At 41.7% G+C, this 18863-nt stretch carries 16 protein-coding genes and 1 other RNA gene; 13 read left to right on the plus strand and 4 right to left on the minus strand.

The features are described 5' to 3' along the window. The first annotated feature begins 4 nt into the window (after positions 1 to 4). The 3 genes from hrpB to KAN5_RS01340 all read left to right on the plus strand — a co-directional run bounded on the left by hrpB (position 5) and on the right by KAN5_RS01340 (position 3376). Positions 5 to 2428: an ATP-dependent helicase HrpB gene (gene hrpB / locus KAN5_RS01330; protein ID WP_244390970.1), complete on the plus strand. Its 2424-nt coding sequence runs from the start codon at positions 5 to 7 to the stop codon at positions 2426 to 2428. Positions 2429 to 2514: 86 nt separating this feature from the next. Then, entirely contained in the window at positions 2515 to 2928 is a 414-nt protein-coding gene (locus KAN5_RS01335) for a DUF4019 domain-containing protein (protein WP_244390256.1), read from the plus strand. Between the two features lie 10 nt (positions 2929 to 2938). Then, positions 2939 to 3376, plus strand: a complete 438-nt coding sequence (locus KAN5_RS01340; protein WP_138555496.1) for an MBOAT family O-acyltransferase — start codon at positions 2939 to 2941, stop codon at positions 3374 to 3376. Positions 3377 to 3425: 49 nt separating this feature from the next. On the opposite strand, the gene KAN5_RS01345 is transcribed toward KAN5_RS01340, so the two are convergent. Continuing rightward, entirely contained in the window at positions 3426 to 4082 is a 657-nt protein-coding gene (locus KAN5_RS01345; protein ID WP_016708719.1) for a hypothetical protein, read from the minus strand. A 459-nt stretch (positions 4083 to 4541) separates the two neighbouring features. On the opposite strand from KAN5_RS01345, the gene KAN5_RS01350 reads away from it, so the two are divergent. Further along, complete coding sequence (locus tag KAN5_RS01350; RefSeq protein ID WP_016708720.1) at positions 4542 to 4733, plus strand: DUF3185 family protein; 192 nt, start codon at positions 4542 to 4544, stop codon at positions 4731 to 4733. A 21-nt stretch (positions 4734 to 4754) separates the two neighbouring features. On the opposite strand, the gene KAN5_RS01355 is transcribed toward KAN5_RS01350, so the two are convergent. Next, complete coding sequence (locus KAN5_RS01355) at positions 4755 to 5645, minus strand: LysR substrate-binding domain-containing protein (RefSeq protein WP_244390257.1); 891 nt, start codon at positions 5643 to 5645, stop codon at positions 4755 to 4757. A 149-nt stretch (positions 5646 to 5794) separates the two neighbouring features. On the opposite strand from KAN5_RS01355, the gene KAN5_RS01360 reads away from it, so the two are divergent. Then, positions 5795 to 6718 (plus strand): DMT family transporter, encoded by a 924-nt coding sequence (locus KAN5_RS01360; protein ID WP_029216132.1) that lies wholly within the window; start codon positions 5795 to 5797, stop codon positions 6716 to 6718. A 12-nt stretch (positions 6719 to 6730) separates the two neighbouring features. Here KAN5_RS01360 and ssrS read toward each other — a convergent pair. Beyond that, a non-coding RNA gene (ssrS, locus tag KAN5_RS01365) (6S RNA) lies at positions 6731 to 6914 on the minus strand. A 195-nt stretch (positions 6915 to 7109) separates the two neighbouring features. Here ssrS and KAN5_RS01370 point away from each other — a divergent pair. From KAN5_RS01370 to KAN5_RS01385, 4 genes are read left to right on the plus strand one after another with little or no spacing between them, the layout of a single operon-like run. Next, the gene (locus KAN5_RS01370) at positions 7110 to 7673 is read left to right on the plus strand and encodes a UPF0149 family protein (protein ID WP_016708723.1); all 564 of its coding nucleotides are present in this window, start codon (positions 7110 to 7112) and stop codon (positions 7671 to 7673) included. A gap of 21 nt (positions 7674 to 7694) precedes the next feature. Next, on the plus strand, positions 7695 to 9020 hold the full coding sequence (gene pepP, locus KAN5_RS01375) for a Xaa-Pro aminopeptidase (protein ID WP_244390258.1): 1326 nt from the start codon (positions 7695 to 7697) through the stop codon (positions 9018 to 9020). 8 nt (positions 9021 to 9028) lie between these two features. Further along, positions 9029 to 10213: a 2-octaprenyl-6-methoxyphenyl hydroxylase gene (gene ubiH / locus KAN5_RS01380; RefSeq protein ID WP_244390259.1), complete on the plus strand. Its 1185-nt coding sequence runs from the start codon at positions 9029 to 9031 to the stop codon at positions 10211 to 10213. Further along, the gene (locus KAN5_RS01385) at positions 10210 to 11376 is read left to right on the plus strand and encodes an FAD-dependent monooxygenase (protein ID WP_244390260.1); all 1167 of its coding nucleotides are present in this window, start codon (positions 10210 to 10212) and stop codon (positions 11374 to 11376) included. Before ubiH ends, KAN5_RS01385 begins: the two co-directional genes overlap by 4 nt. Before the next feature lie 13 nt (positions 11377 to 11389). Here the strand turns inward: KAN5_RS01385 and KAN5_RS01390 are convergent, their stop codons facing one another. Further along, entirely contained in the window at positions 11390 to 12259 is an 870-nt protein-coding gene (locus tag KAN5_RS01390; RefSeq protein ID WP_244390261.1) for an AraC family transcriptional regulator, read from the minus strand. A 283-nt stretch (positions 12260 to 12542) separates the two neighbouring features. On the opposite strand from KAN5_RS01390, the gene KAN5_RS01395 reads away from it, so the two are divergent. The 4 genes from KAN5_RS01395 to KAN5_RS01410 all read left to right on the plus strand — a co-directional run bounded on the left by KAN5_RS01395 (position 12543) and on the right by KAN5_RS01410 (position 18737). After that, positions 12543 to 13808 carry an MFS transporter gene (locus tag KAN5_RS01395; RefSeq protein WP_244390262.1) on the plus strand — a complete coding sequence of 422 codons (1266 nt, stop codon included), beginning with the start codon at positions 12543 to 12545 and terminating at the stop codon, positions 13806 to 13808. Between the two features lie 17 nt (positions 13809 to 13825). Then, positions 13826 to 14704 carry an ROK family protein gene (locus KAN5_RS01400; protein ID WP_244390263.1) on the plus strand — a complete coding sequence of 293 codons (879 nt, stop codon included), beginning with the start codon at positions 13826 to 13828 and terminating at the stop codon, positions 14702 to 14704. Beyond that, complete coding sequence (locus KAN5_RS01405) at positions 14697 to 17234, plus strand: family 20 glycosylhydrolase (protein WP_244390264.1); 2538 nt, start codon at positions 14697 to 14699, stop codon at positions 17232 to 17234. Before KAN5_RS01400 ends, KAN5_RS01405 begins: the two co-directional genes overlap by 8 nt. 201 nt (positions 17235 to 17435) lie before the next feature. Beyond that, on the plus strand, positions 17436 to 18737 hold the full coding sequence (locus KAN5_RS01410) for an MFS transporter (protein ID WP_138555503.1): 1302 nt from the start codon (positions 17436 to 17438) through the stop codon (positions 18735 to 18737). Positions 18738 to 18863 lie beyond the last annotated feature (126 nt).

Below are 18863 nucleotides of genomic sequence, written 5' to 3' on the forward strand. Positions count from 1 at the left end.
ACGTGTGCTACCCGTTGAAGATATTTATACACAGCTAGTTTCCCAACTAAAAACTCAGCCGATGACATTATTACAAGCGCCGCCAGGAGCGGGTAAGTCAACGTGGTTGCCATTGCAGCTAATGCGTGACGGGCATTTCCAACGCATTGTAATGCTTGAACCACGGCGTCTTGCTGCACGAAATATCGCCAACTATTTAGCTAGTTGCCAGAATGAAAATGTTGGCCAAAGTGTTGGCTTACGGATCAAACAAGAAACTAAAGTCAGCGCTAATACTCGCCTTGAAATTGTCACCGAAGGCATGTTGACGCGAATGCTACAAAACGACCCTGAATTGACTGGCGTTGATTTACTTATTTTTGATGAGTTCCATGAGCGCTCACTCGCCGCTGATACTGCATTAGCTTTTGCGCTGGAATCACAGGCTGCACTACGTGATGATTTAACTATTCTATTGATGTCAGCAACTCTTGACGGGCAGCGTTATCAGCAGTTTTTTGACTGCCCGATTATAGAGTCAAGTGGGCGTAGTTTTCCTATTGATGAAGTGTATATTCCATTGAAAGATGAAAGCCGTTGGCTCGATCAAATACCTGCAATAATCACTCAGGCGGTCAATGAACAAGTGGGGAGTGTACTGGTATTTTTACCCGGTCAGCGAGAAATAAATCGTGTACAGCAAGCACTCACAGAATTACCTACAGACTGTCAGGTGTTCACCTTATTCGGTGAGCAAGATAAGGCGACTCAGCAAGCTGCTATTGCACCGGCAAAAAGTGGGCAGCGAAAAATCGTATTGACTACCAATGTGGCTGAAACAAGTTTAACCATTGAAGGTATTCGAGTTGTAGTTGACAGTGGCAAACGTCGTACTGCCAGTTTTAATTTAAAAACAGGTGTAACTGAGTTGATAACGCAAAGTATTTCTCGTTCATCAGCAATACAAAGGGCTGGTCGTGCTGGGCGTGTAGAGCCCGGAGTAGTATATCGGCTTGGCTCTGTGCAAACTTTTGAGCGACGTAATAGTCATGATGCGCCAGAAATAGTCAGCACTGATATAAGCCAATTATTATTAGAGGCAAAGTGTTGGGGCGCTGAGCTAAGTGATTTGCGCTTGTTAGATCCACCTGCACAACAACAAGTTCAGCAAGCAACTAAACTACTCCAAATGTTAGAAGCTCTCGACGGTAAAGAAAAGCTCACTGCCCTTGGTACACAGATGCTCGGTTTTGGTACTGACATTCGCTTAGCGCATATGCTTATTAAGGCGCAGCAATTAGAGTCGAGCATGCCGGGGATGTATAGTTTAGCAGCGTATTTAGTGGCGTTATTGGAAAGCCGCATTAGCTATGCAGCTGATCTTAATCTAGCGCTACATAGCCAACATGCTCGGCCACATTCCATATTTAAACAACAACTTAATTATTGGTTAAAGCGCTTAAAACTCAGCCCCGTAGCAGAGCTAAAAACCAAATACTTAGCGTTGCTGGTCGCGTTTGCATTCCCCGATAGGCTCGCGAAAAAACGAGGTAATGGTTATTTACTTGCCAATGGTGCTGGCGCTGAGCTTAGTGAAGAGTTTTGGCATAACGATGATTATCTCGCTATTGCCAGTATGGGTGGGCACAAAGGCGGCCGGGTGTTTGCGGGTGTTGCATTTACACCAGCTGAAATTGAAAGCGAACTTGGGCATTTGTTTTACCAGCAAACCCGTTGCGAATTCGACGAAAAAGCCGGGCGTTTCATTCACCAAGATGAAATAAAGTTAGGGGCTATTACTCTTAGCAGTCAGCCGAGTCAGCAAAAGCTTGATAAAAGTGAACGAGCTAAAGCATGGCTTAACATGTTTAAAAAGCATAGTTTTAGTATTTTCAATGAACAAGTCGAGAGTGAGCAGTTACTTATTCGCATGCGCTTAGCCAGTAAATTACTGCCAGAGCAGTTCCCAGCCATTACTGAGCAGTCACTCATTGACAGTGCCGATAGCTGGCTTGTGGCATACCTACAAGATATTAAAACGCTTGATCAGCTTAAAAAGTTTAATTACTGCGAGGCACTACAAAATGTCTTTGACTGGCAGCAACAATCAGCTTTAAAGGCGTTATTACCACTTAGATTAACAGTGCCGAGTGGCTCAAATATTCGTATTGAATATCAACTCGATGGCCCTGCAAAACTCAGTGTGCGGATGCAAGAAGTATACGGCATGACCAGTACGCCATTACTCGCACAAGGCAAGCTTGCCCTATTAATGGAGCTGCTTTCACCAGCAAGGCGACCATTACAGCTTACGCAAGATCTTGCTGGCTTTTGGCAAACTAGTTATCGCGATGTGCAAAAAGAAATGAAGGGCCGATATCCCAAGCACTTTTGGCCAGACAACCCAGCAACCAGTATCGCGACCAGTAAAGTAAAAAGTAAAATGTGAAAGTAAGTTTAACTATAAAGTCGTGATTTATGGTTCAAAAAAAGGTAAGTTAAATACTTATTGATTGCATAAACAAGGAGTTTGAAATGAAGAATATAATTGTTGTTCTATGTTTATTTATAAGCGCACTCACTTGGGCACAGACGCTAAAGGTTGTTGATGTTGCAACAGAAATCGCTCCAGCTACGAGTTGGTTAGAAGTGGTTGATAGTGGAAAATACGCAAATAGTTGGCAACAGGCGGGGGTGTTTTTTCAAGAAAACGTACCTAAGGCGCTTTGGGTATCTAAGTTAGAGGAAGTGCGTGCTCCGCTTGGTAAAGTTCAATCCCGCCAAGGTATCAGTCGTCAAGAGCTAACTGCTATCCCACAATTACCTGATGGTGAGTATGTCATTTTAGAGTTTCAAACTGATTTTGAAAATAAAGCGGACTCTATTGAAACGGTGACGCTAAAAAAATCAGCTGAGCAGTGGCAAGTGATTGGCTATTTTATTCAATAAGCCTCATAAAATGAGTATCGCTATTTCGTTGTCGCAATATGTTAAGAAACGAACAGGTGTGGCGCTGGGAGCCTCAGGTTCAATGCGTAATATGCTCGAGCGCTCGCTGGGGGCCCCTTCGTTTTATGTCTTTTGGCGTTATTGGAACCCAATTTGGAGCTACTATTTATCGCGCTTCGTGATGAAACCAATAGCCGATTTTTTACCTAATTGGTGTGCGGTATTAGTGACGTTTGCTGTTAGTGGGGCACTGCATGACTTGGCTGTAATGCTTATTAAGTGGCGGTTTATTTACTTCTTTACGCCGTGGTTTATCTTAATGGGTGGATGTGCGCTGGTAAGCCTGCAATTTAAACTCAGTTTCCCCCAACTTCCTTGGTTTGCAAGGGCTGCTATAAATTTGATTTATATTGTGGGGAGTTTTTTGCTTGTGGATTTATTCTTTTAATTTCAATTCATTAATGCCTTGCACGGGGTTACGTACAAGGCATTGAGTATTACTTCTTGCCAGTCAGTTCTTCAACAATGGCATTCATCTCGAGTGGCATTTGCGCCAAAATAGCATCTTGGTCATTACCTAAAACCAGATCTTTTTCAATGTAAGAAATAACTTCTAGGTTTTTCACATTGATGATTCCGCCAAATGCTGTAACGCGTCTTACACCTGGTACTGGAATACCGCCCGTGCTATCTACGTGAAGTACAATAACGTTTTCAAAAGAAAAGTCTTTATCTTTGATTGCACCTGAGCTTTTTAGTGCTTTGGTTAACTTATCCATTGAGTATTGTAAATCAGTTGCGATTTGTTCACCGTAATAGTTAATTTGGTAATCACCTTTATTCGCACCACGGCGGATACTTTCACCTAGTGTCCATGAAAGGTTACCCACCACACTATAAAGTTGTTGCGCAGAAATAACTGATGCGCCGTATTTACCAGCAACACCGGCTGTGATTGCTAAACCTACTTCAGTATCATTTCCTGGTACACCATGCAGTGAAACCGGAAAAATCATTGCAGGGTTTGTGGTTGTAAACTCTACAGGTAGTTCATATTTGTTGTTTGTTTTAAGTTCTGTTGATACACAGCCAGTTAAAGCAAGTGATGCCGCAAGAGAGATGGTTGCAACGGTTTTCTTTAGATAAGCATTCATAAGGGATCCTTTTTAATAGTGTTTAGCTTCCTAGGGCGGCGATTATACAAATGGTTGTTATATAAGCAATGCGTAAATTTTGCAGCAATTAAAGGTGCCGATTTTTTATTTTAATATGTGCAATTAAAAATAGGGCAGGCTTATAAATATAAGGTACAAATAGAGTGGCTTGTTGCTGATATAGGGATGGTAAAACTAAGATGAAAAATATTCAATACCAATGTTTTGTTATACTGTAACGTTATGTTTTAACTGTATTTATATTGTGTGCAGGGAATGTTTATGCTGTTTAATTATTGAAAGTGAGTCAACTAATTGGGAGGTTGAAGGAGTATTAAGAGTGAACTCCATTAATGTTTGTATAGAGTTTGTTGCTCAGATCATTACTTTAATTTTGCTTTAATCAATACCATAGCGTATTTTTAGATATTCTTACCACTGAGTTTTAAAGGAATTCTAATGAAAAAAGTAATTGGTATTGCGCTGATCTGTATTGGTGTTGCATTAGCTTTTTGGGGGTATGACATTTATGACTCAGCGAGTGCGCAAATAACTCGTACTCTCAATGGCGAAACACCACTTGAAGCTTGGGCCGCGATGGTTGGCGGGGCAGTGTGTATTGTGCTTGGTGCATTCAAAGTCAAAGGTTAAATTGGTCTCAGTTGCTATTTTTTATCCATCATTAAATTGCAGTTTAAGCCATTGTTTGAGCTGCAGTATCTTCGTGTTTTCTGCTTTTTCTTTTGTACTAGCAAAATGAAATTGTTGATGAGGATTTAGAATGGGTTCACCTATTTGCACCAGCATGCCATGTTTAATATCATCTTTTACAAACTGTTTATGGGTAACCAGTATACCTAACTGGCGCATAGCCGCTTGTGTTGCTTGCACTGATATATTGAAGGTTAAGTTTTTATGCTGCTGTGGTAAAGGGAGTTTTTGGGCGTCACACCAAACTTGCCAATCGGTATGCCGACGCGGGTTTTGAACAAAAATAGCAGGGTACTTACTCAGTATGGTTTTTAGGCATTGCGTTGTATCGAGTAGCTGTGAGCTGCATACCAAAATGAGTTCATCATCACCTAACTTTTCACACGCGTAGTTACTCCAGTCATTGGCATTACCGTGAATTAATGCAACATCGACCCCTTGATGATCTAGGTTAAACTCACCAACTAAATTAGATAAGCGCACATCCAGCTCGGGTGCATAGGCCTGTAGCTCTGCAACGCGGGGTATCCACCAATGTAGCGCCATAGAATTAACCATGTTTAATGTTAAATGATTATCGGCTTGTGCTTTGGAAACTTCATCACTGGCGGCGATAATTTCGCGCAAAGCAGGCTGTACTCGCTGATAATAACGCCTACCTGTATTGTTTAATTCAACACGACGACCCACTCGGTTAAATAACGGTGTATTGAGTTGTGACTCAAGTGACTTTATTGCTTGGCTTACCGCTGAATGACTTATATGTAGTTGCTGTGCGGCAAGCACCATACTGCCAGTTTGCGCCACGGCAACAAAGCTGTGTAATGATTTTAATGGGATCGAATGAGCCATACTTTCTCTTTATTAAGTTTTACTTACAGGTTTGTACACTATTACTCGCTTTTTAATTTTCTGCTTCCACGCTACTTTAGCGACCATATTTATCTTAAGCTTATTATTCTCAATGTAAAATGCATTTTTTGGTTGAGGGTGGGGGTGTTATGGTTGCTATATTACGGCCTAGTATGTTTATGCTGTTGTCCACATTTACTTTAGCGTTGAACGGTTTGTTGTCAAAGTTTTTAACGGTTCATTTTAGTGACGCTATTTTAGTGATGCTACGCTTACTGTTACCTGCCTTAGTAATGCTAATTTTCGCTGCATGCAGTCACTGGGTTGTGCCTGATAAAGCGGCGGTGCGAGCATTTACCCTACGGGCTATTTTTATTGCCAGCTGTCAAAGTTGTTTTATGCTGGCATTAAGTCATTTGACGTTAATTGAAGCGGTGGTGTTATTTAGTACAGGACCGCTATTTATTCCGTTATTAGAGCGGTTTTTTTATAAAACCAAAATTAGCTGGCTGGTCATGCCGACTTTAATGTTGATGATCATTGGTGTCGCGATGCAAAATTTAACCGCGCAAGGGATAACGTGGCGTTGGGAATTATTAATTGGTTTAGCTGCGGGGTTTTTTAATGGCTGTTCGCAAGTGGCATTATTTAAAGCCAGTAAGATTGACTTACCCGTGTTGGTGATCAATGGCTGGTGTTTTGCAATTGCGAGTTTATTGGTATTACCCGTGATGCTGATGTTTACAAGTCAGTATGAATATCAACATAGCTTAGAGTTGCTGGTTAGTTTTGAACAAGGGATCCCACTTTTATTGGTATTTTTGGGGTTGTCGACAGCATCCACGCAGTTCTTTCGTTCTAAGGCGTATCGTTTAGTTGATTCTAATTCAGAGCTGGCGCCGTTGATCTACACAAATTTAATTTTTGCGATGGTGTTTCAATTCATGTTTTTCGATACGTCAATGAGTGTGATGCAAATATCAGGGACTGGGTTGATAGTGCTTGCTACATTGTTAAACACATTTGCGCCACATTATTTTAAACGGGATAAAGCACAAAAAGGAATAATCTAAAAGGGTAGGAAGGTGTTCCCCAAGTATGCGGCACTCGGTGTCAGTCCTGAAACCATAAGGTTTCAGGGCGGGGATCTGCGGTTTACCGTAGGCTTCTCGGTACATGCCGAGCTTGCACAATAGTAGACGAACAGAAACCCTAACATAAAATTTATCGGCTCAGGGACTTAACCAAGCTCCAACACCCTAGGGAACAACTTCAGTATATAAGACATAATCCATTCCTTACACCCCAAATTGAAAAAACTTATACTGTTTGCGTAGTTTTTCGGCGCTGGTAACGGCGCATTTACTTTTTGGATTGCTTTTTGACCTCAATCATACTTTTCATTGGAGTTGCTATTTATCGAGTGGTAGCATTAACTTAATTAGCCAAGCGAAAGATGCCAGCATGAACGAATTACCAGATTACCAACAAGCTCAATTATTACTTGAGAAAAACGAAATTTTTGTCACTCCTGCAGAAGCCCATGGTGTGATCAGTGGCTTACTCGCCTGTGGTTTGAATATTGAAGCCAAAGAGTACCTCGGACTATTAAGCGATGTATTTAATGATGGTCAATCATTTAGCCACGACCTAAAAGAATTTTTTGCGGTGATTTATAAGCAGGTAGTGGCCAGTTTTAACGACGAAGAATTTCAATTTGATTTATTTTTACCAAGCGATGATGAAACCTTAATTGATCAAGCCAATGGCTTAGTTTCGTGGGTGGCCGGATTTATGCTTGGTTTTGGTTTAAAACAAAAAGATTACGGCACACTGTCGGCTGATGTCAAAGAAGTGATCAGCGACTTTAGCGAAATTACCCGCTTAGACACTATGTTTGATGAAACTGAAGAAGACAGCCAAGCTCTGCATGAAGTGGTTGAATATGTGCGTGTTTCGGCGTTGTTATGTTTTGCAGAGTTAGGTCAAGAGCAAGCAGCAAAAAGCACTAAAAAAACACTCCATTAAATTGCTAAAACAGAGTTGAGTATGCCGACAGTGAGTATTGATAAAGCAGAGTTTAAAGCACGCCGCGAACGTTTATTAGCGATGATGGATCCAAATAGCGTGGCTATCATTGCTGGTGCGAGTGAAGTGACTCGTAGCCGTGATACCGAGTATGCATTTCGCCAAGACAGTGATTTTTATTATCTAACGGGTTTTAATGAACCTGATGCTGTATTGGTTCTTTGTCCAAGCAGTGAAACACCCAGTACACTGTTTTGTTTGAATAAAGATAAATTGGCTGAAATTTGGCATGGTCGCCGTATTGGCTTTGAAAAAGCAAAAACAGAGTATTTATTCGACCAAACCTGTGCACTGAGTGAGCTAGATGAGCAATTATTGAATTTGGTGAACGGCCAGCAGATTTTATTTTATGCACAAGGCACTTATTCGCAGTTTGATGACAAAGTGTGGCGGTTATTAAATACCCTGCGTGGCGCGCCTAAAAAAGGCTACAAAGCACCGCACACCATTAAAGATATTCGTGGCTTAGTGCATGAAATGCGCTTGTTTAAATCAGCAGCTGAAGTAGCAATTATGCGCAAAGCATGCGAGATCAGTGCGCAAGGCCATATTCGCGCGATGCAATTTGCTCAAGTTGGCGCTACTGAATATCAATTAGAAGCAGAGCTTCATCACCATTATGCAATGCACGGTGCTCGTCATCCAGCTTACGGTACTATTGTTGGTAGCGGCGATAACGCCAATATATTGCATTACACCGCTAACAGCGATGTACTCACTGATGGTGATTTAGTACTGATTGATTCAGGGGCTGAGCTACAAGGTTACGCGGCTGATATTACGCGCACCTTCCCAGTTAATGGCAAGTTTAGTGAACCGCAAGCGCAGTTGTATAATATTGTACTTGCGGCACAAGAAGCGGCATTTACTGAAGTTAAACCCGGTGGCAGCTTATCTAAGGCGAACCAATTAGCGATGACGGTATTAACTCAAGGCTTACTGGACTTAGGGGTTTTACAAGGTGAATTACAAGAGCTACTTGATAACCAAGCCTGTAAAGCATTTTATATGCATGGCTTGGGTCATTGGCTTGGCCTTGATGTGCATGATGTTGGTGACTACAAACAAGATGAAAAAGAGCGCCCATTTGCACCTGGCATGGTGCTGACAATTGAGCCAGGGCTGTACATTAGCCTTGATGCCAAAGCGCCAGAGCAATATAAAGGTATTGGTATTCGTATTGAGGATAACCTATTAGTGACTGAGCAAGGCCACGAGAATTTAACTGTTAGTGTGCCAAAAAGCATTAGTGAGATAGAGGCCGTTATGAACATGGCCAAGGGCTAGGAGCAAACGTGGCAAAGCAGTTTGATGTAGTCATTATTGGTGGTGGTCTAGCTGGCGCGAGCTGTGCCTTGAGTTTAGCGAAATTAGCACCAGCGCTGAGCATTGCGGTTATTGAAGCGAATAACCCTGCTGCTGAGCACCACCCCAGTTTTGATGATCGCAGTATTGCACTTGCTCAGCAGTCAGTGCAATTTTTACGACAGCTTAATCTATTCAACCCAACAGCGAGTTTCTCGACTGCGATAAAGAACGTGACGGTTTCAGATCGTGGCCATTTTGGTAAAACCCATATTGATTGCCAAGAATTTAACCAATCGGCATTAGGTTATGTGGTTGAGGTTAATCCATTTGGCCGCTCTTTACACCAGTTACTAACGCACTCCAAGGCGGAGCTTTTTTGCCCCGACAGTGTGGCAAGTTTAAGTTACCAGCAAGACTATGCCGCTATAACTCTAAACTCTAGGCAGCAAATTCAAGCCGCGTTAGTGGTAATTGCCGATGGTGCGCAATCGCCAACACGGCAATTAGCCAACCTTAATTTTACGACCGAAGCTTATTCACAAGGGGCAGTCATTGCCAATATTGAAGTTGCAGATGGTCATCACCACCATGCTTTTGAGCGATTTACGGAGCAGGGGCCAATGGCACTGTTGCCAATGAGCAAGAATCGTTACTCATTGGTGTGGTGTATGCAGCCGCAGCAAGTGAGTATGCATATGTCACTCGATGACGACGCGTTTTTAACAGCACTACACACGGCATTTGGTTATCGAGCTGGGCAATTCACTAAAGTCGGTATGCGAGCAAGCTACCCGTTAGTATATGGTCGCGCCGAGTCGTTAACCGCGCATCGCACTGTGTTGATCGGTAATGCAGGGCATGCAATTCACCCTATTGCAGGGCAAGGGTTTAACTTAGGCCTGCGCGATGTACAAGCATTGTGTGAACTTGTTAAAAGCAAACAGCCATTGGGTAGTTATGCGTTTACCCGCGAATACGCCAAACAACGCAGTCAAGATATAAGTACAGTGATGACCTTGACCGATGGGCTAGTTCGATTATTTTCAAATAGCTCGCGATTACTCGCTTTAGGCCGTAGTTGCGGTTTATTCTCCATGGATTTATGTTCTTCATTAAAAACCCCACTGGCCAAGCAATTAATGGGGCAAGTTAAACAAGGTAAACGACTATGAAACAAGCGCAAGTATGTGTTGTGGGTGGCGGCTGCGTTGGCTTAACTCTCGCGCTAGGATTGGCTAAAGCAAATATCAGCGTGGTGGTTATTGATGCAGCAGCAAAGCAAATGTTACCTGAGGCTGATTATGCTCTGCGAGTGAGTGCATTAAGCTTAGCCAGCCAAGCGTTATTTGAATCACTCAATGTATGGCCTGAAATTATCGCTCAGCGAGCATGTGCGTACACGCATATGGATGTACGTGATCAAGACAGTTTTGGAAAAATAGCGTTTAATAGTGCTGAATTAGATTTACCTCAGTTAGGTCATATTGTTGAAAACGATATTATTCGTTATGCGTTGATCAAAGAGCTCGAAAACTATAGTCACGCAACACTGATGTTTGCTACACGCTATCAACAAATTCACCAAAGCGATAGTGACGTATTTATAACACTTGACTCTGGCGAACCTGTTATTGCCAAATTGCTGGTGGCGGCCGATGGTGCAAATTCAGCAATTCGCAAACAGTTTAACTTGCCAATCACTTTTAAAGACTATGATCATAACGCCATTGTCGCAACGGTAAAAACAGCAGAGCCCCATAACTACACCGCTCGCCAAGTGTTTCTACCTAGCGGGCCATTAGCATTTTTACCATTGCCTGATAGCAACACTCACTCAATTGTGTGGTCAACGAGTCCTGAGCATTGTCAGCAGTTATTGGCAATGGACAATGCAGATTTTAATAAAGCGGTTATGGCGGCCCTTGATGGCCAATGTGGCTTATGCGAAGTACAAAGTGAACGTGCAGCATTCCCGCTTAAAATGCGTTACGCACAAAAATGGGTAGAGGGCAAAGTGGTGTTAATAGGCGATGCGGCACACACCATTCACCCTTTGGCAGGGTTAGGCATGAACTTAGGCCTTAAAGATGCCGCCTATTTAATTGAGTTGTTAAGCTCGCAACAAGGCGAGTTTGCCAATGAGCGGTTATTGCGAGATTACGAACGTACCCGTAAACTAGATGCACAAAAACACATAGCCATGATGCAAGGCTTAAAAGAGCTGTTTGCAGGTACTAACCCACTTAAAAAATTCGTCCGTGGCGTAGGTTTAACTATGGTTGATAATGTTGCCCCAATTAAGCAGCTGTTTGCAAAACAAGCGCTAGGGAAATAGTAAAACTAGCTGTTTATACAAGAGATTTTTGCCGTAGGCGTTTTCTAAATTGCGAAGGAGTTGAACCTTTTAGAGCGAGAAAGCGCCGATTAAAGTTAGAAATGTTCTTAAATCCACACTGATCACTAATGGCGGTAATAGCGCGATTAGTGTTGATCAATTCTTTACAGGCTTTGCCGATCCTCAACTGATTAATAAATTCAGTTAATGTGCGTTCCATGCGCTTTTTAAAAAAGCGATGAAAATGGTTAGTGCTCATATGTGCCATCGTAGCGAGCTGTTCAGCGCTGAGCGATTCAGTGTAATGCTGGTAAATATATTCAACCACCTTATCAAATTTATCTCGTGCTGGGTCACTCTTATCTAAATAGTTAAATGTTGAGCTCGATAGTGTGCGTGCTTCACTGTCTTTGCTTAATAAGTACAATAGTTTAAACAACCCCAAATACTGTTCAAGCGGCTCTGCTTGCTCAATCTGCTCAAAAATAGCTTTCGCTTTAACTGCAGTAGATAAGGAAAACTTTAAACCTCTAAATGCGGTAATAAGCATTGGTTCTAAGACTGCAAATTCAGGGTGACTTGCTACTTGTTGTTGGAGCCATTTCTTTGGTATTTGCGCTACATGTACAACTTGAGAGCTGTCATCGTGATTAGTGGATGATTGCCAAGTATGCGGTAAGTCAGGTCCTAAAATTACTAAATCTAATTCTGCATAAGGTGCTATATAGTCACCAATATGACAAACGCCGCGGCTGTTAAGTGTTAAGCAAATTTCAAACTCAGGATGGTAATGCCAATTAAATGGAATAAAATCAATTGTATACTTACAATACCGCCATGATGAATTGGTATTAGGAATGACTTTTTCACACATAGCCCGCATTTTTCTCTCCTTATTATTATTATTTTGAAGATAAAAACAGCTTTTAGCAGAGTGGTCAAGCGTTAGGTATCCGCCTTTAGTATTAGCTTGATAATTCATCAACTCCCTAACGATAGTTGAAAAGTATCATAACTTCATAGATAAGTGCCGCATAAAAATTATTCAAGGTGCAGACTAAATACTCCATTTAGAGTGGTGATCACACCCCTTTGAATCATTTTGTTTGTATGCCCACAAACCATTTGAGATCACCACTGTGCTTATAATTTTAGGTAGAACAACAATGAAGCCACATTATTTTATCGTTGCACTGGTACTGTGCACCTTTTTTGTTATTTCGTTTATAACAAACTTATTAGCGCCGATTTTTCCGGCACTTATTGATAGCTATAAAATTGGTTTAACTTTAGCAGGATTATTTCCGTTTGCCTTTTTTATAGCTTATGGCGTGATGTCTATTCCTGCGGGATTATTAGTACAGCGCATAGGCGAGAGAAAAGTCATGTTAATCGCGTTCACAATCGCCTTTATAGGCTGTGTATTGTTTGTGTGGTTACCGGTATTTTTGGTCGCGATGGCGGCACTTTTTTTAATTGGCACTGCAATGGCATTTTTGCAGGTCGCGATTAATCCATTATTGAGAGCGGGTGGCGGATCTAAACATTTTGCGGTATTTTCGGTTGCTGCTCAGTTGATGTTTGGCGCAGCTGCGGCACTTTCACCGTTAGTTTACAGCGCGATAACTCAGTCTAGCTCATCATTTTCCAGCCAATTAATGCACTTAGTGCCAACGAATATGAGTTGGTTGAGTATGTATGTGATTTTTGCCGTGATTTGTCTAATCATGTTAATCACAGTGGCCATTGCACCGATAAAGAGGCTTGAAAATACAGCCATCAACAAGCCGGTCTCTATTAAGCAAAGTATTGCTTTATTAACCGATAGCACAGTACTTAAGTTTTTCTTTGCGATTGTCGCCTATGTTGCACTAGAGCAAGGGGTTGCAAATTCTATATCGGTATTTTTACAACGTTATCATCAAATTGATCCCTCAGTGCAAGGTGCACAGGTGGTTAGCCAGTTTTGGTTAGCACTGACTTTAGGCTGCTTATTAGGCATTGTGTTACTTAAGTTATTCGATGCAAAAACGGTATTGCTGGGCTTTAGTATAGGCGCAGGGCTAAGTTTACTGTGTGGATTATTTGGTAGTACATCAATTGCACTGTTAGCTTTCCCGTGTGTTGGCTTCTTTTTATCAATTATGTGGTCAGTGATTTTTTCATTGGCATTAAACTCAGTGTCGCAAAATCATGGTGCTGTATCAGGCATTTTATGTACAGGTATTGTTGGTGGCGCATTTGCCTCCCCAATTGTTGGCGGGCTTAGTGAACTCAGTGGTAGTTTACAGCTCTCATTACTGATTTTGTTGTTACCCCTTGGCTATATCTTTAGTGTTGGTATTTGGGCTGCACCACTTGTGAAAAATCATACCTTTAAGTTTGCTCGAAAAGTATCAAGCAACAAAAAAGTTCAACCACATACACATTAAAATAGACAGGGGCTGTAATGTCACAAACTTTACTCTGTGTCGACTTGGGCGGCACAAAAGCACTGGTAGCAAAAGTCACGGCTGTTGGTGTAATTGAAAAACGTTATTTTGATGTTGATAGTAATGCAAGCAAAGCACAAATGAACGAATTTTTGTGCAAAATTATTGAGCAAGTTATTGATAATAGTTGTCAGGGCATCGTTATCGGCGTTCCTAGTATGGTATTGATGGAAACTGGGGAGGTGATCGAAACCGTTAATATTCCAGATTGGAAAAACGTGCAACTCAAGCCACTACTTAGTGAGTATTTTAACTTGCCGGTACTGGTTCATAACGACGCCAACTGCTTTGCGATGGGGGAATTCAGCCAAGGGCGCTTTAATGCCGATACAAATTTAATTGGCATTTGTTTGGGCACAGGGTTGGGGGCAGGGGTGGTACTAAACGGTCAACTTTATACAGGGAAGCACTCTGCAGCGGGTGAATTTGGCAGTTTTGCTTATCGAAACGGGATCATTGAAAACTATACCTCTGGGCAGTTTTTTATTGAGCAAGGCACAACGGGAAAGCTGCTTTATGAGCGTGCTCTTGCCAATGATGTAGACGCGCAAGCACAGTTTTCAGAGTTTGGTAAACACTTAGCGCATGCAATAAACCAAGTGATTTTAGCCTTTGATCCAGATGTTATTACCTTAGGGGGCTCTGTTGCAAAAGCGTCAGCTTACTTCTTACCGAGTTTGCGAGGCCAGTTAGCTAAGTTAGTTAACCCAATTATTTTTCACGCTTTAGATATTCGCGTCAGCACACTTGGTGATGATGCACCATTACTAGGCGGTTATGCTTTATTTGTTAATGAAATCAATTATAAACAACAATTAGGAGCTAATTATGCGTAGCTTTTTACTGCTTATTGGTAGCCTTAGCTCTACGACTGCTATGGCCACATCACTGAGCCAATACACGCTTGATACATTTGCACAGCAGTTATCAGTTCAGTATGAACTGATATCGGCAAAGCCCGAAAAGTGCCCACAGCCTTATGCTAGCTGTTATTTATCGCGGTTAACCTTTAGTACACCCGTTGAAATTAACAGCAATCAGTGGTCGATTTATTTCAGTCAGTTAATGCCAATTTATCACACTGATTCGAGCCAATTTAGTATTACTCATATCAATGGTGATTTACACCAGCTAAAACCAACCGCTGTATTTTCTGGTTTCACAGCAGATCAACCCATCAGTATTGAGTTTTATACACAAGATTCGCAAATTACTCGTTCTGAATTTATGCCTAATTACTTATTAGCCAGTAAAGGGCTTACGAGTCGTGTGATCAACAGTACCAAAACCAGTATAGATCCACAAACTCAGTTAGAGTTACAACCTTATTTGGCTGAGTTTTTAACACTCGATCAATTACAGATCAGTAAAGAGGATGCTACGCCGTGGATGGGTGCAGCGTATTTATACGAAAATGAATCTCGGCCAACATTACCACAGGCGCCGCTTAGTCTGATCCCTAAGCCTATGTCCTTGCAAAAACTCAGTGGTGATGGAGTTAACTTAAGCCAAGGCATTAACGTCATTGGGCTTGATGAACAGCAACTAAAACTCAGTGCGGCGTTTGGGCGCTTAGCGCAATTGGGAGTAAAGCAAAATGAGTTAGGAATTACGATCTCTATCAGCTTAGGTTTAAGCTCCCCGCACAGTGAAGCCTACGAATTACAGATAAAAGATCAAAAAATTACCATTAAAGCGAATACTGACAGCGGGGCGTTTTACGCATTGCAAAGCCTTGCAGGGCTCATTAGTGTTGATGATCTAACAATTCCTGCGCTAAGCATAACAGATGCACCTCGTTACTCATTTAGAGGCATGCATATTGATGTAGCGCGAAACTTTCGCTCTAAAGCATTTATTTTAAATACCATAGAGCAAATGGCAGCGTATAAACTCAATAAACTACACCTACATTTAGCCGATGACGAAGGTTGGCGATTAGCGATTAATGATTTGCCAGAGCTGACCGATGTAGGGGCTAAGCGTTGTTTAGACTTAACCGAGCAACAATGCTTATTGCCGCAGCTAGGCGCGGGGCTGGATAGTTCCTCGGCGGTAAATGGCTACTATAGCCAAGCTGATTACATTGAAATACTGAAGTATGCACAAGCGCATTTTATTGAAGTGATCCCATCTTTTGATATGCCTGGTCACTCACGAGCAGCGATTGTTGCCATGGAGGCGCGCTTTAATCGTTTGACTGCACAAGGAAAAAACGTAGCAGCGGCCAAGTATAGGTTGAGAGAGCCTGAAGATAAAACACGATATAGTTCAATACAACACTATAACGATAACACCTTGAATGTGTGTTTAGATTCAACGTACCAATTTATTGATAAAGTCCTTAATGAAGTTAACACATTACATATTAAAGCAGGTGTGCCGTTTAAGACTTACCATATTGGCGCAGATGAAACCGCTGGTGCTTGGCTTGATTCGCCCAGCTGTAAAGCATTACAAGCACAACAACCTACCTTGCACTCATTTAATGGTTACTTTATTGAAAAAATAAGCGCTCTGGTTGCTAGTAAAGGTTTAAAAGTAGCTGGCTGGAGTGATGGTATGAGTGATGTGGAACTTGCCAATATGCCTAACAATGTGCAATCAAATGCTTGGGCAACACTTAGTGAAAGTGGCCACGAAGTTGCTCATCGTCATGCTAATCAAGGTTGGGATGTAGTGCTATCAAGCCCGGATGTTACTTACTTTGATTTTCCTTATCAGTCACACCCACAGGAGCCCGGAAATCATTGGGCTAGCCGCGCTATTGATAGTCAAAAAGTGTTCTCATTTATGCCAGACAACTTACCAGCACATGCTGAAATTTGGCGCTCGGTAAGAAATCATCATTACAGTGCTGATGATCGTAAAACGATACGCACAAAGCCTTTTATAGGTTTGCAAGGGCATTTGTGGTCAGAGCTAATTCGCAGTGATCAGCAAGCAGAATATATGCTCTACCCAAGATTATTAGCATTGGCAGAACGTGCTTGGCATAAAGCACCGTGGGAACTCGAATATAATAAACAGGGTACTAAATATGATCAACATAGCGATTATTTTAATGTTGATTTACAGCAACAAAAAGAGGCTGATTGGCAACGTTTTGCTGCACTGGTGGGGTTTAAAGAGTTAGCGAAGTTGGAACACGTTGGCCGTTTTTACCGCCTACCAAGTGTCGCGGCACGAGTTACTAATAATGGTGTAGACGCATTTGTGCCGTATCCAGGGCTTACTATTGAGTATCAAAATAGTGTAGGTAATTGGCTTTTGTATAATGCAGCGAATAAACCTGCCTTGGTGCAACAAGTGCGCGCTATATCAGTTAATGGTTTGCGCAAGGGGCGTGCACTCAAAGTAGATTAATCAATACACTCAATCTATAAAGCCGTGCGAAAGGTAAGCGTACGGCTTTTTCACATTTAAATTTAAATGATAGCGCTGTCATTTTTGTTGGTGTATGATTAATTTTATGTAATAAAAATGGTTTTAGTATTGCTGTACCGTTAAAGAATTTTCGCACAAATACTAAAATAATTAATTAAAATAAACTGTTGAGATAAAACTATGGAAGCAACCGTCGAATGTGAAGCAAATACTAAACATAGTATTTGGCTACCGATGACATTGGCAGGGTCAATGTTTTTTATTTTAGGGTGTATAACTTGGCTAAATGGTGCCATTACGCCATTTTTACAACAAATGCTGGTGTTATCACCACTGCAAGCATCGTTTATTATTTCTTCATTTTACATCGCGGTTACAGTTGCAGGCATTCCTTCAGCGATGTTGATCAAGCGAGTGGGCTATAAAAATGGTATGGCAATTGGTTGTGCTGTGATGGCCGCTTCTGCCTTGATGTATATTCCTGCCGCTAAAATGCAGATGATTGAAATATTTTTATTCGCACAGCTAATGATAGGTGTTGGCCAAACAATCCTGCAAACAGCGGTAAATCCGTATGTAGTTAAAATTGGCCCTGAAAAATCAGCTGCGGTAAGGGTTTGTATTGTAGGTTTATTGAATAAATTTGCTGGGGTTATTGTTCCTGTTATTTTTGCTGCGGTAGTTGTTACTGGCGTGGTTGATGGTAGCGGCCAACTTTCGCAACAGCAAAAAGATATCATGGCAGATAGCTTAGTAATGCCTTATGTGCTGATTGCAGGGTTGATTTTCTTATTTGCAGCCTTTGCCAAACTTGTGCCACTGCCAGATTTAGTGTTTGAAGAGTCTGAAGGTAATAGTAAAGGTGAAATAAAAGAAGCATTACAACATCCTCACTTAGTGTTGGGGGTAGTGGCAATTGCGCTATATGTTGCAGTTGAAGTTATTTCAGCAGATACCATTGGCTCTTATGCGCTGCAAATTGGTATTGCTGATTACTCAGTGATGACCTCATATACCATGGCGTGTATGCTGATTGGTTATGCCATCGGTATTGCACTTATTCCTCGTTTTATGTCGCAGCAAAGTGCGCTTACCATGTCAGGCATCGCGGGTATAGTTACGGTGTTTGCAGTGGTTATGGGAAGTAATGATTCGTTTGTTATAGCAAACCTGTTGTTAGTACCATTTGGTGGCCCTGAACTACCAGACCCGCTTTTATGCATCGCACTACTTGGTTTTGCTAATGCTATGATGTGGCCGGCAATTTGGCCCTTAGCCCTAGCTGGCTTAGGTCGCTTAACTGGTACTGCTTCTGGTTTATTAATCATGGGTATTGCAGGTGGTGCGTTAGGCCCATTATTAATTGGCCTAGGTAACGTAGCTGGTTTAGGTGCTCAAGGTGCATATACGGTGATGCTGCCAAGTTATATCTTCATCTTATTTTATGCGCTTAAAGGCCATAAAATGAGAAGTTGGAAGTAGATTAAAGTTGGCTCGTTAAGAAAGTTTGTAAGTGAGCAAAAGCGCGATTTATAACACATCGCGCTTTTTTATGCCTGAAGATCGGGTTTAGCCGAAAAAGCACTGAAGTTTAAGGTTACTGATCTA

It is taken from the genome of Pseudoalteromonas sp. KAN5 (assembly GCF_022846535.1).
Lineage (GTDB): Bacteria > Pseudomonadota > Gammaproteobacteria > Enterobacterales > Alteromonadaceae > Pseudoalteromonas > Pseudoalteromonas haloplanktis.

Excerpts from the sequence above, each read along its gene's own strand:
- KAN5_RS01390 (WP_244390261.1), bottom strand. The coding sequence starts at position 12,259 with ATGCGGGCTATGTGTGAAAAAGTCATTCCTAATACCAATTCATCATGG.
- KAN5_RS01385 (WP_244390260.1), top strand. The coding sequence starts at position 10,210 with ATGAAACAAGCGCAAGTATGTGTTGTGGGTGGCGGCTGCGTTGGCTTA.
- KAN5_RS01370 (WP_016708723.1), top strand. The coding sequence starts at position 7,110 with ATGAACGAATTACCAGATTACCAACAAGCTCAATTATTACTTGAGAAA.
- KAN5_RS01350 (WP_016708720.1), top strand. The coding sequence starts at position 4,542 with ATGAAAAAAGTAATTGGTATTGCGCTGATCTGTATTGGTGTTGCATTA.
- KAN5_RS01400 (WP_244390263.1), top strand. The coding sequence starts at position 13,826 with ATGTCACAAACTTTACTCTGTGTCGACTTGGGCGGCACAAAAGCACTG.
- KAN5_RS01410 (WP_138555503.1), top strand. The coding sequence starts at position 17,436 with ATGGAAGCAACCGTCGAATGTGAAGCAAATACTAAACATAGTATTTGG.
- KAN5_RS01405 (WP_244390264.1), top strand. The coding sequence starts at position 14,697 with ATGCGTAGCTTTTTACTGCTTATTGGTAGCCTTAGCTCTACGACTGCT.
- KAN5_RS01345 (WP_016708719.1), bottom strand. The coding sequence starts at position 4,082 with ATGAATGCTTATCTAAAGAAAACCGTTGCAACCATCTCTCTTGCGGCA.
- KAN5_RS01355 (WP_244390257.1), bottom strand. The coding sequence starts at position 5,645 with ATGGCTCATTCGATCCCATTAAAATCATTACACAGCTTTGTTGCCGTG.
- KAN5_RS01395 (WP_244390262.1), top strand. The coding sequence starts at position 12,543 with ATGAAGCCACATTATTTTATCGTTGCACTGGTACTGTGCACCTTTTTT.
- KAN5_RS01335 (WP_244390256.1), top strand. The coding sequence starts at position 2,515 with ATGAAGAATATAATTGTTGTTCTATGTTTATTTATAAGCGCACTCACT.
- KAN5_RS01340 (WP_138555496.1), top strand. The coding sequence starts at position 2,939 with ATGAGTATCGCTATTTCGTTGTCGCAATATGTTAAGAAACGAACAGGT.
- KAN5_RS01360 (WP_029216132.1), top strand. The coding sequence starts at position 5,795 with ATGGTTGCTATATTACGGCCTAGTATGTTTATGCTGTTGTCCACATTT.
- pepP (WP_244390258.1), top strand. The coding sequence starts at position 7,695 with ATGCCGACAGTGAGTATTGATAAAGCAGAGTTTAAAGCACGCCGCGAA.